Origin of the sequence: Streptomyces sp. NPDC058525 (genome assembly GCF_042719495.1) — a bacterium.
Lineage (GTDB): Bacteria > Actinomycetota > Actinomycetes > Streptomycetales > Streptomycetaceae > Streptomyces.
This window is the reverse complement of the sequence record NZ_JBHXNP010000034.1, coordinates 32,904-46,621: the sequence shown is the minus strand read 5'-3', so window position 1 is coordinate 46,621 and position 13,718 is coordinate 32,904. Positions and strand designations below refer to the sequence as shown.

General features: G+C 75.5%; 9 protein-coding genes. 5 read left to right on the top strand and 4 right to left on the bottom strand.

Annotated features, from left to right (window positions below; genetic code table 11):
* Positions 1–51 precede the first annotated feature (51 nt).
* Positions 52–1,341 (bottom strand): MFS transporter, encoded by a 1,290-nt coding sequence (locus ACFWP3_RS18080; protein ID WP_384221835.1) that lies wholly within the window; start codon positions 1,339–1,341, stop codon positions 52–54.
* A 256-nt stretch (positions 1,342–1,597) separates the two neighbouring features.
* On the opposite strand from ACFWP3_RS18080, the gene ACFWP3_RS18075 reads away from it, so the two are divergent.
* The 5 genes from ACFWP3_RS18075 (at position 1,598) to ACFWP3_RS18055 (ending at position 7,880) form a co-directional block, all read left to right on the top strand.
* A complete protein-coding gene (locus ACFWP3_RS18075; protein ID WP_384221832.1) occupies positions 1,598–2,899 on the top strand; it encodes a LacI family DNA-binding transcriptional regulator in 1,302 nt (433 codons plus the stop codon).
* 206 nt (positions 2,900–3,105) lie between these two features.
* Complete coding sequence (locus tag ACFWP3_RS18070) at positions 3,106–4,305, top strand: thiolase family protein (protein WP_384221829.1); 1,200 nt, start codon at positions 3,106–3,108, stop codon at positions 4,303–4,305.
* A gap of 193 nt (positions 4,306–4,498) precedes the next feature.
* On the top strand, positions 4,499–5,938 hold the full coding sequence (locus ACFWP3_RS18065) for an aldehyde dehydrogenase family protein (RefSeq protein ID WP_384221826.1): 1,440 nt from the start codon (positions 4,499–4,501) through the stop codon (positions 5,936–5,938).
* Positions 5,939–6,019: 81 nt separating this feature from the next.
* Positions 6,020–6,412, top strand: coding sequence for a thioredoxin family protein (locus ACFWP3_RS18060; RefSeq protein WP_384221823.1), 393 nt, complete (start codon positions 6,020–6,022; stop codon positions 6,410–6,412).
* Between the two features lie 40 nt (positions 6,413–6,452).
* Positions 6,453–7,880 (top strand): dihydrolipoyl dehydrogenase family protein, encoded by a 1,428-nt coding sequence (locus tag ACFWP3_RS18055; RefSeq protein WP_384221822.1) that lies wholly within the window; start codon positions 6,453–6,455, stop codon positions 7,878–7,880.
* 23 nt (positions 7,881–7,903) lie between these two features.
* Here ACFWP3_RS18055 and ACFWP3_RS18050 read toward each other — a convergent pair whose 3' ends face one another.
* Genes ACFWP3_RS18050 through ACFWP3_RS18040 form a run of 3 tightly spaced genes read right to left on the bottom strand, consistent with a single transcriptional unit; the run spans position 7,904 to position 13,706 of the window.
* Positions 7,904–10,048, bottom strand: coding sequence for a hypothetical protein (locus ACFWP3_RS18050; protein ID WP_384221819.1), 2,145 nt, complete (start codon positions 10,046–10,048; stop codon positions 7,904–7,906).
* Positions 10,045–11,214, bottom strand: coding sequence for a VWA domain-containing protein (locus ACFWP3_RS18045; protein WP_384221817.1), 1,170 nt, complete (start codon positions 11,212–11,214; stop codon positions 10,045–10,047). The genes ACFWP3_RS18050 and ACFWP3_RS18045 overlap by 4 nt, the downstream gene beginning before the upstream one ends.
* On the bottom strand, positions 11,211–13,706 hold the full coding sequence (locus ACFWP3_RS18040; RefSeq protein ID WP_384221815.1) for a DUF5682 family protein: 2,496 nt from the start codon (positions 13,704–13,706) through the stop codon (positions 11,211–11,213). The genes ACFWP3_RS18045 and ACFWP3_RS18040 overlap by 4 nt, the downstream gene beginning before the upstream one ends.
* Positions 13,707–13,718 lie beyond the last annotated feature (12 nt).

Here is a 13,718-nt window from a genome sequence, read left to right as displayed (position 1 = left end):
TTCGGAGACGAGATGGTCAAGGGAAGAGAACGAGCATAGGAGGGGTGCGGGTCAGCGCACGCTGCGGATCGGCTTCACCGCGAGGGCGCCCGCCACCGCCAGTACGGCCGCGACGAGGAACAGGGAGGTGTACCCGCCGCTGAGCGAGACGACCACCGAGGCGATGAACGGAGCGACGATCTGCGGACCGGCGTTGGCGATGTTGAGCACGCCCATGTCGCGCGCCGCGTCCTCGGCCTTGGGGAGCACCATCGTCACCAGAGCGGTGTCCACGGCCATGTAGCAGCCGAACGCGAGCCCATTGACCACCGAGAAGGCCAGTATCGCGGTCCAGCTGGTCGACACGGCCGGGATCACCAGGGCCACCCCCGACAGCAGGGCGGACGCGCCGACGAAGAGCTTGCGGCGGTCGTAGCGGTCGGAGAGGTACCCGCCGAGGACCGTGGAGACGACCATCGCCACGCTGGTGAGCGGCATCAGCACCGCCACCGCGGCCTGCGGCTCCATCCCGTCGGGCAGCACCGTGTGGTCCTGGAGGATGTAGAGCTGGTAGCTGCTCACCGCGAAGTAGCCGAGGACGAGCAGCGCCCGCCCGATGAAGGCCCAGCGGAAGTCGTGGTCGCGCAGCGCGCTCGCGAAGGCGGCGAGCTGCGCCTTGACGGGCAGCGGCGCGCGGGCCGGGAGGCGCTGTTCGCGGGTGCAGGCGGTGAACAGGACGGCGGAGCCCGCCACGAGGGCGCCGAAGACGAGGTAGCCGGTGCGGTAGTCCTCGGAGAAGGCCGCGCCGACCAGTGCCCCGAGCGTGGACCCGAAGGGCAGGCCCAGCCCGACGGCGGCGGAGGCCTTGCCGCGGGCGTTCATCGGCACCCGGTCGGGCACCACGGAGGTGATGGCCGCCTGGTAGACGTTCATGACGGCCTGGCCGAGGCACCAGGCGATCGTGATCAGCAGGATCGTGTCGGCGAAGCCGAGCAGGAACATCGCCGGTACGGCGGCGAGTCCGCCGCCGAGGATCCAGGGATTGCGCCGGCCGCTGCGGTCGGACAGGGCTCCGGCGACGGGGTTGAACACGGTGGCGAAGATCGCCGAGACCCCTGCGATCAGGCCGAAGTTCGCGACCTTGTTCGCCGGGTCGATGTCTTCGACCTGGAGCGCGAGCAGCACGCCGGCGACGCCCACGTACAGCGCGTACATGGCGGTGTTGCCGACGAGCAGCAGCGGGAGGAGGCCGCGTGCGGGGCGGGACGGGGCGGACGCGTCGGTGGTGGCGCCGGTGATCGCGGTGGAGGCGGTGGTGTCGGCTCCGGCGCCGGTGTTGTGGCCGGGGGAGGAATGGCCCACGGTGCCCTCCTGGGCAGGTGCGAGGGGATGAGGGGTGCGGCGGGAGGGGTGCGCGCCGCCCTGTCGCGACGGCGGGGGTGCGACGGAGCGCGACAGGGCGACGGCACGATGGGGGACACATGAGACGGCTGGCCCGGTGAAGAGGATGTGACGCCGGGGTTACACGTGTCAATGAATCGTGTAACCACTGTGTAGCATCCGTTTCAGGCCATCCGCTAGCCCCCGGCCGCAACGGCTCTGGAAAGATGCCACGGCAATGTCTCAGTCATCGAAATCGCCGAAGCCGCCGGCGCCGGCGGCCGCCTCCGGGCCCGCCTCCGGGCCCGCCCCCGGTCCCGCCTCCGGGCCCGCCGCGCCACCGCCCGTGCCGACCAGCGCCGACGTGGCCCGGCTCGCGGGCGTGTCGCGAGCGACGGTCTCGTACGTCCTGAACAACGCCGAAGCCGTGCGCATCAGCGAGCCGACCCGGCGCAAGGTGCGTGAGGCCGCCGAGGAGCTCGGCTACGTGCCGCACGCGGCGGCCCGCAGCCTGCGGGCCGGGCACACCCGGATCGTGCTGCTGCCCACCTCGCACGTGCCGGTCGGGCCGCTCTACAGCACCTTCCTCAACGAGCTCCAGTGGGCGCTGCGCCGCCTCGACTACACCGTGGTCCAGTACGGGAGCCTCGGCCTCAGCGGTGACGAGGCCGCCCGCGCCTGGGCGGAACTGCGCCCGGTGGCGGTGATCTCGCTCGGCGAGATCGCGCTCTCGGCGCACAACGTGGCCACCCTGAAACGGGCCGGGGCCCGCGCGGTGATCACCATGGGTCCCGTGAGCGTGCCGGGAGCGCACGCGCTGGTGATGAACCAGGAGGAGGTCGGGGCCCGGGCCGCCGCCCACCTGATCGAGCGCGGCCGGCGCCGGATCGGCGTGATCGTCCCCGAGGAGGACGGGCTGGAGCTGTTCTCCGCGCCCCGCCTCGCGGGTGCGCGGGAGGCGGCGCGGAGGCTCGGGGCGGTACGGGGCGAGGCCGGGGTCCAGGCCGGGGACGAGATCTCGGCCGGGGTCCAGGCCGGGGGCGAGATCTCGGCCGGGGTCCGGGCCGGGGGCGAGATCTCGGCCGGGGTCCGGGCCGGGGACGAGATCTCGGCCGGGGTCCAGGCCGGGGACGAGATCTCGGCCGGGGTCCGGGCCGGGGACGAGATCTCGGCCCGCGGCAAGGCGGAGGTCGAGGCCCTTCCGATGGCCTACTCCGAGGAGTCGGCCGCGGCGCTCGCGGCCCGCTGGCGCGGACTCGGCCTCGACGCCGTCTTCGCGTACAACGACGAGTACGCGATGCTGCTGATGCGGGCCCTCCAGGACGAGGGCCTGCGCGTCCCCGAGGACGTCGCCGTCATCGGCGCCGACGACCTGCTCATCGGCCGGCTGCTGCGGCCCCGGCTGAGCACGGTGCAGATCGAGCTGCCGACCGGCGACCACCTGGCCGCGCTCGTGGACCGCGCCGTGCGGGAGCCCTCGGAGGCCACGGAGCGGCACGACCTGATGGCCGCCGCGGCCGTCCACCGCGAATCGACCTGACGCATGCCCGCGCGGCCGCGGCGGGGTCCGGGCGCCGGGAAGCGGAGGTCGCTTCCCGGACAGTGCCCCGGGGGGCCGTTGACAGGCGGTGACCTGCGGACGGAAACTGCGGGCGCGTCCCACCGGGCGCGCCCGGCGGCGTCCCGCGGTGCCCACACACGCACCGGAACGCCACCGCCCGTACGGATCCGCCCAGGAGCGACCCCATGAGCATCCGCACCGTCCGCGACGTCTACGTCGTCGACGCCGTCCGCACCCCGATCGGCAAGTTCGGCGGGGCCTTCGCCGGAGTCCGGCCGGACGACCTCGCCGCGCACGTGGTCCGCGCGCTGGTGGACCGTACGCCCGACCTCGATCCGGCGCGCATCGACGACGTCGTCTTCGGCGACGCCAACGGCGCGGGCGAGGACAACCGCGACGTCGCCCGGATGGCGGTCCTGCTGGCCGGCCTCCCGGTGAGCGTCCCCGGGGTCACCGTCAACCGGCTCTGCGGATCCGGCCTCGAAGCCGTGATCCAGGCCGCCCGCGCCATCGCCCTCGGCGATGCCTCGGTGGCCATCGCGGGCGGAGTCGAGTCGATGACCCGGGCCCCCTGGGTCGTGCAGAAGCCCGAACGCACCTTCCCGGCCGGCCACCAGCAGATGTGGTCCACCACGCTGGGCTGGCGGATGACCAACCCGCGGATGCCCGCCGAGTGGACCGTCTCCCTCGGCGAGGGCGCCGAACTCGTCGCCGACAAGTACGCCGTCACCCGCGAGGCGCAGGACGCCTTCGCCCTGGACAGCCACCGCAAGGCGGCGGCCGCCTGGGCCGCCGGTCTGTACGACGGCGAGGTCGTGCCCTACGAGGGCGTGGACCTCGTACGGGACGAGTGCATCCGGGAGGGTTCCACGCCCGAGGCCCTGGCCCGGCTGAAGCCCGCCTTCCGGACGGACGGCCGGGGCACGGTCACCGCCGGCAACGCCTCCCCGCTCAACGATGGCGCCGCGGCGCTGCTGTTGACCGACGAGGCGGGGCTGGCCGCCACCGGGCGGGAGCCGCTCGCCCGGATCAGCGCCTCCGCCGTCACCGGAATCGAGCCGCAGCTCTTCGGGCTGGGCCCGGTGGACGCCGTCCGGCAGGCGCTCGGCAAGGCCGGCCGCGGATTCGCCGACCTCACCGCCTTCGAGCTCAACGAGGCTTTCGCCGCACAGGCGTTGGGCTGCCTCGCCGCCTGGCCGGAGCTCGACCCGGCCGTGGTCAACCCGCGCGGCGGAGCCATCGCGATCGGCCACCCGCTCGGTGCGTCGGGGGCCCGGCTGGCCGGTTCGGTCGCGCACCAGCTGGCGGCCGCGGGCTCCGGCACCGGCCTGGCGGCCCTGTGCATCGGGGTCGGCCAGGGCATCGCACTCGTCCTGGAGCGCTAGACCGTCCAGGCCGCCCCGAACCCGCCCCGGGTTCGGGTTCGGGTTCGGGTTCGTCGATCGTTTCCGGTCACCGGCAATCGTCAACTGCCCAATAACTGAACAGAGATGGAGCCTCCGGTCTGGCACGATGGCGCGTGCTGCCGCCCCCCGCACCACCCGGCACCCGCCCATCCCCACCCGGAGGCACCGCGCCATGCCGCTCCTCGATCCGACGCTCTGGCAGGACGGACCCGCCCTCACCGGCGGCGACGCACCGGTCGTCGAACCCGCCACCGGCCGCACCCTCGCCACCATCGGCCTGGCCGCCCCCGCCGACGTCGCGGAGGCGGCCGTACGGGCGCGGGCGGCGCAGGCCGACTGGGCGCGCGCCACCCACCCTGAGCGGGCGGCCGTACTGCGCCGCGCCGGGGACCTGTTCGCCGCGCACGCCGAAGAACTGCGGGAATGGCTGGTGCGGGAGTCCGGGTCGATACCCGGCAAGGCCGACTTCGAGCTGCACGTCGCCGCGCAGGAGTGCTACGAGGCCGCCGCGCTGGCCTCCCGGCCGACCGGGCAGGTGCTGCCGAGCGAGGCGCCCCGGCTCTCGTTCACCCGACGGGTGCCGGCCGGGGTGGTCGGGGTCGTCGCCCCGTTCAACGCCCCGCTGATCCTGTCGATCCGCTCGGTGGCGCCCGCGCTGGCCCTCGGCAACGCCGTGCTGCTCAAGCCGGACCGGCGCACCGCCGTCTGCGGCGGCCTCGCGCTCGCCGCGGTCTTCGCCGCCGCGGGCCTGCCCGGCGGGCTGCTGCACGTCCTGCCGGGCGGCGCCGAGACGGGCACCGCGGTCGTCGCCGACCCCCGGGTCCGGGTGGTGTCGTTCACCGGATCCACCGCAGCCGGACGCTCCGTCGGCGAGCTGGCCGGCCGTCACCTCAAGCGCGCGCACCTGGAGTTGGGCGGCAACTCGGCCCTCGTCGTGCTCCGCGACGCGGACGTCGAGGCCGCCGTGGCCCAGGCGACCTGGGGGTCCTTCTTCCACCAGGGCCAGATCTGCATGACCGCCGGCCGCCACCTCGTGCACGCCTCGCTCTACGACGAGTACGTGGAGCGGCTCGCCGTACGCGCCGAGGCCCTCGCGGTGGGGGACCCGTACCGCGAGCGGGTCCACCTGGGCCCGCTGATCGACCGCGCCCAGGTCGAGCGCGTCCACGCCCTGGTGGAGGCCAGTACCGCGCAGGGCGCCAAACTGGTCGCGGGCGGCACCCACCGGGACCTCTTCTACCGGCCGACCGTGCTCGCGGGCGTCGGCGACGACACCCCCGCCTACGCCGAGGAGGTCTTCGGCCCCGTCGCGCCCGTACGGTCCTTCACCACGGAGGACGAGGCCGTGGAGCTCGCCTCGGCCGGCCCGTACGGGCTCTCCCTCGGGATCGTCACCCGGGACGCGGCGCGCGGGCTGGACCTGGCCGACCGGATCCCGACCGGGATCGCGCACGTCAACGACCAGACGGTCAACGACGAGGCCGTCGCCCCGTTCGGCGGGGTCGGCGCCTCCGGCACCGGGGCCCGGTTCGGCGGCGAGGCCAATCTGGACGCCTTCACCGAGCTGCGCTGGACCACCACCCGCTCCACCCCCGCGGGGCACCCGTTCTAGGAGCCGTCAGGCCGGGAGCGGAATGATGCGGACACATCGTTGGTTCAAGGAGCAGAACGCTCAATCAGGAGGCAGGACACCGTGGCTACAGTCGAGCTCACCAAGGAAAACTTCGACCAGACGGTCAGCGAGCACCCGTTCGTGCTGATCGACTTCTGGGCGGGCTGGTGCCGGCCGTGCCTGCAGTTCGCCCCGGTCTTCGAGAAGGCCTCGGAGGCCCACCCCGACCTGGTCTTCGCCAAGGTGGACACCGAGGCACAGCAGGAGCTGGCCGGAGCGTTCCAGATCAGCTCGATCCCCACCCTCATGATCATCCGGGATCAGGTGGCCATCTTCGCCCAGCCCGGCGCCCTGCCGGAGGCCGCGCTGACGGACCTCATCGCACAGGCCCGCGCCCTGGACATGGACGAGGTGCGCGCCAAGATCGCCGCGGAGCAGCAGGGCGCGGGGGAAACCGGCACGCCCGGGGCCTGATTGCGTGACGCCGCCCCGGCGGGCGGTGACACTGGCCCGTATGACTGATGCCGTGGAGTACGACGTAGTGGTGCTCGGCGGGGGACCGGCCGGCGAGAACGTCGCCGACCGGACCCGTGCCGCCGGACTGAGCACCGCTCTGGTCGAGAGCGAGCTCGTGGGCGGGGAGTGCTCGTACTGGGCGTGCGTCCCGAGCAAGGCACTGCTGCGCCCGGTGCTCGCCCGTGCCGACGCCCGCAGGGTGCCGGGGCTGGCGGGCGCCGTCGAGGGGCCGCTGGACACGGCGGCGGTGCTCGCGCACCGCGACTACTGGACCGGGAACTGGAAGGACGACGGCCAGATCGACTGGCTCGACTCCATCGGCGCCGACGTGTACCGGGGCCACGGCCGGCTCTACGGGGTCCGCAAGGTCGCCGTCACCAGCCCCGAGGGCGAGCACCACGTGCTGTCCGCCCGCCACGCGGTGGTGGTCGCCACCGGGACCCGGGCCGTGATCCCCGACGTGCCCGGGATGGCCGGGGCCGGACCCTGGACCAGCCGCGAGGCGACCTCCGCCCAGGCGGCGCCGGGCCGGCTGCTGATCGTGGGCGGTTCGGTGGTGGCCGCGGAGATGGCCACGGCATGGCAGGGCCTCGGATCGCAGGTCACCGTACTCGTGCGCGGCTCGGGGCTGCTGCCGCGCATGGAGCCCTTCGCGGGCGAGCTCGTCGCCGATGCGCTGCGCGAGGCCGGCGCGGTGGTCCGTACCGGCGTGGCCGTCGAGGCCGTCGTACGGGACGGCTCCACCGGGCCCGTCACCGTGGTGCTGGAGGGCGGCGAGCTGTTGGAGGGCGACGAGCTGCTGGTGGCGACGGGACGGGCGCCGCGGACCGAGGACATCGGGCTGGACACCGTCGGGCTGTCCGCGGGGCAGTGGATCGGGGTCGACGACAGCTGCCGGGTGCCCGGGCACGACTGGCTGTACGCCGTCGGGGACGTCAACCACCGCGCGCTCCTCACCCACCAGGGCAAGTACCAGGCCCGGATCGCGGGAGCCGCCATCGCCGCCCGGGCGGCCGGCGACCCGCTCGACACCGGCCCCTGGGGCGCGCACGTCGCGACCGCCGACACACGGGCCGTCCCGCAGGTGGTCTTCACCGATCCGGAGGCCGCCGCGGTGGGCCTCGGCCTGGCCGAGGCCGAACGGGCCGGCCACCGGGTGCGGGCCGTCGACTACGACCTGTCCAAGGTCTCGGGCGCCGGGCTCTACGCCGACGGCTACCGCGGCCGGGCCCGGATGGTCGTCGACCTGGACCGCGGGATCCTGCTCGGCGCCACCTTCGTCGGCCCGGGCGCCGCCGAGCTGCTGCACGCGGCCACCATCGCCGTGGCCGGCGAGGTCCCCCTCGAACGGCTGTGGCACGCGGTCCCCGCGTTCCCCACGATCAGCGAGATCTGGCTCCGGTTGCTGGAGACGTACCGCGGGTAGCCGGTCCGGGCCCGCGCCCCGGCTCAGGTGGCGCGGGCGTGCAGCTCCACGGCGGACAGCAGGTGGATCTGCGCGTCCACCCACGCCCGCACCGCCGCGGCCGGGCCCTCCTCACGCAGCGTGCCGAGGAAGTCCCGTACCAGCCCGGCCGCGACCGAAAGGCCCGTGCGCGCCAGGCCGGTCGCGGCGTCCTCGAGGCCGGTGCGCGCACCCTCGCCGAGGTTGCGCAGCCCGCGGTCGGCCGCCACGGCCAGTGCGGCCAGCGCACCGTCCAGCGCCTCGGCGATCGGGTCGCGCGGACGCGGGAGCAGGTTCGGCACGAGGCGGGAGCCGGCGGCGGGGCTCAGGTCCGGTACGGTCACGCCCTCGGCCGTCATGACGGCGAGCGGATCGAGGACCAGCCCGCCTCCCGTCACCCGGACGAAGGCGCTCAGGAAGCGGACCTCGCCCCGGCTGCCGTCCAGGCAGGCGGCGAGCACGTCCAGCGCGCCGGGACTGTACGGGTTGTGCGTCGCGCAGACCGTCGCCGCGGCGCCCTGCGCGTCCCGTACGGTCGCCTCCAGCCGTTGCTCGGCCGGGTCGTAGCCGAGCGGTCCGACCTCGCGGACCTCGACCACGTGCACGGAGCCGGCCTCGGTCCGGGGCCGCACCAGGTACGGCGGCAGCCCGTCCAGCGCCCGGGCGTGGGCTTCGAAGTCCCGGAGCAGCATCGGCTCGGGGAGGCCGGACCACGCCGAGCCGACCGGTGTCACGCTCGTCGAGGCCAGCCGGCCGGCCCCGATGGTGACGGACAGACCGGGCGTACGGGAGGCGCTCTCGCTCACCAGGTTGGCGCGGGCCAGCGCCCCCAGCGGCGCCCCCGCCACGCGCCGGGCCGCCAGCTCCGGCCCCGTCGGTTCCTGGCCCGGCGCGAGGCTCCACCGGCGGCGCAGCACCAGGCCGGTCCGGGCGTTGTCGTGGGCGAGGAACACCTCGGCGGTCCGGTCCCGCGGGGTACCGCTGATCCGGCAGCCGAGCGCCGTGAGGCGCACCCGGCGCAGCGCGGTGTCGCCGCGCTCCCCGGAGCCCAGGATCTGCGACGCGGCGAGCTGCGAGGTGCGGCCGGCCGCGCGGAGCCGGGCGTGGAACTCGGTGATCAGGGCGGCGAACCGCTCGGCCCGGTAGCGGGCGCCGCGGGCCGCGTGGTCGTCGAGCTGCTCGATCACCTCGGCCAGCGTTCCGGCGGGCCAGTGCAGCGACCGCGCGGACAACTCGTCCCGCGCCCGGCGCAGGGCCGTCGCCGGCACCGGACCGGTGTGCGCCGCGCCGTCCAGCAGCAGGTCGTCGAGGAGGGCGGCCGCGGCGCTCAGCTCCGGCGACCCGGCGGCGCCCGCCCGGCCGCCGCTCGCGCCGCGCGCCCCGCTCGACCCGTTCCCGCCGTTCCCGCCGTTCCCGCCGCTCCCGCCCACGTCGACCTGGGCGGGCGGATCGGCCGGGTCGGCCTCGACGGCGGCACGGAACGCCCAGACGGCGAGCGCGATGACCTCCCCGCGCCGGGCGTCGGTGGCATCGGTGACCGCGTGGCCGATGCCGTCCGGTCCCGGTACGGGGAACCGCACCGTACAGGTGGGCAGTTCGGCCCGGGCGGCGGGCGCCCCGGCCGTCGGGTGGTGCAGCCGGGCCGTGTAGCCGCGGGCGAGGGTGCGCCGGGCGGCGGTGACGGCCCGCGCTCCGACGGCGGCGCTCAGCGCCTCGTCGTCGAGGCTGCCGGGGGACCACGGCTCCGCTGCGGGGCCGTCCGGGGCGGCGGAACCGGTACCGCTGGCGGCCGAGGCGTCGGGGGCCTCGGTGGCCGCCCGCTGACAGGCGAGGACCAGGCCGATCAGGTGCCGGCAGATCCCCGGTGCCCCGCAGGTGCACGACCCCCGGTCGAGGCCCGCACCCGGCGGCAGCGAAACCTCCGTGCCGTCCGGGAACCGGCCGCGCAGCGTGCCGGGCCCGTCCCCGTCTCCGTCTCCGTGCCCATCCCCATCCCCGTCCCTGTCCGCGTCCGTGGAGAGCACCGCGCCGGCGCCCGCGTCCAGTTCCTTCGCGGCACGTTTGACCAGCCCCCGGTTGGCCAGCGAGATCAGGGTGCCGGAGTCCAGGGCCAGCAGATCCGGGCGGGCCGTCGCCGCTCCTGCGGTCATCGGCCCAGCCTCTCCGCGACGAACTCGGCGAGCTGACCGGGCGTCATCGCGCCGACGTGCGCGCCGACATCGGCCAGCCGCTGTGCCATCGCGCGGTCGTACGCCGGGTTCGCCTCCTCGTCGAGCGCGGCGAGACCCAGTACGGTCGTGCCCTGCTCGGCCAGGGCGCGTACACCGTGCACCAGCCGGTAGGCGTCGCCGACCTCGTAGAAGTCGGTGATCAGCGCAACGATGGCGCGGCGCGGGTTGTCGATCAGCCGGGTGCCGTAGTCGACCGCCCTCGCGATGTCGGTGCCGCCGCCGAGCTGGACGCCCATGAGCAGCTCGACCGGGTCGGAGACATCGCTCGTCAGGTCCACCACGCTGGTGTCGAAGGCGACCAGATGGGTCTTCAGCCCGGGCAGCCCCCACAGGCTCGCGGCCGTGACGGCGGAGTGGATGACCGAGTCGACCATGGAACCGGACTGGTCCACCAGCAGGATCAGCTGCCACTGCTCCAGGTGAGGGCGGGTGCGCGAGTGGAAGCGCGGCCGTTCGATCAGGATCCGCCGCTCGGCGGGCTGGTAGTGGGCCAGGTTGGCGCGGACGGTGCCGTGGAAGTCGAAGTCGCGGGCCGAGGGCAGCCGGCTGGGGCGGCGCGAGCGGGTACCGGTGAAGGAGCGCCGGATCTCGGGCTTCAGCCGGTCCAGGAGGCGGCGCACCACCGTCTCCACGATCCGCCGGGCCAGCCGCAGCACCTCAGGGTTCATCAGGTGCTTGGTGCGCAGCACGGCGCGCAGCAGGGTCGGATCGGGCTCCACGCGCTCCAGCACGGCCGGGTCGGTGACGATCTCGTGGATCTCGTAGAGCTCGACGGCGTCCCGCTCCAGCCGTTCGATCGTCTCCTTCGGAAAGAGCCGGTGGATGTCGTCGAGCCAGTCGACGGCCGTGACCGCCGAGGGTCCGTCGCCGCCCGCGCGGCTCTCCCGCGCGTTCGTACCGGCGCGGACACCGCGCCGGGCCTGCTCGGGGTCGCGGCCGTACAGCCAGTCCAGGGCGGCGTCGCGGGCGGCGCCCTCGGCGCCGAGCGGGCCGGTGTGCCGTTCGGCGGGGGCGCCCAGGATGAGCCGCCACCGCTCCAGGCCGGGATCGGGGGTGCCGGCGGGGTGCGGGCCGGGGGCGGTCACGGGGCGGCCCGCAGGCCGTAGCGGTCGAGGGTGCGTTCCACGTGGTTCTCCAGGCTCCGGGCCCGCGCGATCAGCAGCGGGTCGGCGGTGACGCGCAGCAGCGAGCGTGCCGAGCCGCGCAGGCCGCGCCGTTCGATCAGTTGGGCGGCGATCCGCTCGCGCTCGCGGGGCGGGAAGTAGGCGAACGCCTGCCGCAGGGCCGGCAGACCCGCCAGGAAGTCGGTCTCGGACATGTCCCGGACCAGCCCGTCGAGTACGCCGATCAGCGGCTCGGGTCCGCCGCCGCCCGAGGTCAGTTCCGTACGGGCGAGGGCGAACAGGCCCGCCAGCCAGTCGCCGAGCGTCGCGGGATCGGCGGCCGCGCGGATCGCGGCGGCCGCGTCGGGGCCGCCGCCGTCGCCCAGCACGCGCTGCAGCCCGAAGGCCGCACCGCGCAGGTCGGCGGGGGCGCCGGGATCCGCGCTGATCCGGCGGCACACCGCGGCGACCGTCTCCCGGGACACCGACAGCAGCTCCCCGGCGTGCAGCACCGCGTCCCGTACGGCGACCAGCGCGCGCAGCCGGCCGTGGTCCGGACCCGAGCCGGAGCCCTGAACGACCTCGGCCAGCCACAGGGCGCGGCCGACCGCCGTGTCGACGGCGGCGGCGAGCAGCGGGTCGCGGGACACGCCGTAGATCCGGTCGTGCCGCCACAGTCCGAGTGCCGTGTGCAGGGCCTCGCCCAGCGGTCCGAGGGCCGTCGCCCGCCCGAGCCCGGCCGCGAGCTCCGCGACCAGCCGGGCGGACAGCCGTGTCGCCCCGCAGACCACGGCGTCGAACAGGACGGCGGCCAGGGCGTCGGGCTCGGCGCCCGCGGCGCGCATCCGGTCGTCGAGGGCGACGGCCGCGGCCTCGTCCAGGGTCGCGCCGAACCCGCCGGCCTCGATGAGCGCGGCCTCCCGGGCCGCTGCCGTACGGGGTTCCCAGGTCTCGGTGAACACCGGGTCGGTGCCGTGCGCGGGGCCGCCGGCCCGGGCGAAGCCGGGGACGTCCAGCACGCGCAGCCGGTGCAGTACCCGGCTGCGGTCCAGGTCCGCCGGGTCGGTCAGGCGCAGGGTGACGGGGCGGCCGTCGCCGGGCGCCAGGCCCAGCGCGGCCAGTTGGGCCGCGACGTCGTGCACGAGCGGGGGCAGCGGCGTGTCGGGGTGCAGCCGGCCGACGCGGTCGCCGCTGCACGCGGCGACCATCTCCACGACCACCGGGTGGGCTCCGGGGCGCAGCGGGCCGCGCCGGGTCCACGGCAGCGGTGCGTCGAGGGCGTCGGTGATCAGCGCCCCGGCCAGTCCGTCGAGCAGGTCGAGGCGGTTCGGCGTCGGGTGTCCGCGCAGGGTGGCCAGGCCCAGGGCGGTGGTCCGGGCCGCGATCAGGCCGGCCGTGGAAACCGGGTGGCCGCGCCCGCGCAGTCGGCCGGCCACGGCCCGGACCAGGGCCTCGCCGGCGGCGTCGGGGCCCGCCTCCCACAGCTCCTGGTAGTAGGCGGGCGAGGGCATGCCGGACTGGTAGCCGGCGAAGGCGTCGAGCTGCCGGAAGGAGTAGGGCACGAGGAAACTGCCGCCGACGGCCCCCTCGGGCGGTGCAGGCACGGCCGGCCAGCCGTCACCGGGGCGGCGACTGCCGCGTTGCAGGCCGCGGCCGAGCCGGGCTTCGCCGCGGTCGGCGTGGTCGAGTCGGACTTCGCCGCGGTCGGCGTGGTCGAGCCGGGCTTCACTGCGGTCGGCGTGGTCGAATCGGGCTTCGCCGCTGCCGGCGTCGTTGAGGCCGTCGTCACCCGTGTCGCCGGACGCGGGGGCCGAGCTCAGGGCCACCAGCGCGGGCCGGTGGAAGCCGCCCGTGACCACGAGGACCGGGCGCTCACCGGCCGCGGCCAGGGCCGCCCGCACCCAGGCGGCCATGTACCGCTCCCGCGCCCGGTCTCCCTCGTCCGCGACCGAGTCGCCGCGCACCACGTCGAAGTACGCCTCCAGCCGCGCGGCGAGTCCGTCGTCCCCGGAGCCGGGTCCGGGGGCGGGGTCGGCTCCGGACTCGAACATCCGGTCCCAGAGCGCGTCGACGGAGTCGACGTGGAACCGCCGGCACAGCCGGTCCGTCGCCTCGGCGTAGCGGGCCTCGGCGTCCGCGTACCGGTTGGTGCGCCCGGCGAACGCCGGGTGCCAGGCCGGCAGGTCGATGAAGCGCACCTCCGCCCCCGCGGCCCGGCCCGCCGTCAGCGCGACCCACTCCGGCGAGTACGCGCACAGCGGAGCCCAGGACGTGGCGCTGCGCTCCTCGTCCCGGTAGTGGCTGAACACGGCGATCGGCAGCTCATGGCCCAGCAGCAGCTCGCCGAGGCGGCCGTTCAGATCGGCGGGGCCCTCGACCAGCACGTACGCCGGCCGCAGCGCCTCGATGGTGCGGGCCACCAGGCGGGCGCACGCGGGGGAGTGGTGCCGTACGCCGAGGAAGGTCGCGGTCATCGGTTCACCGGC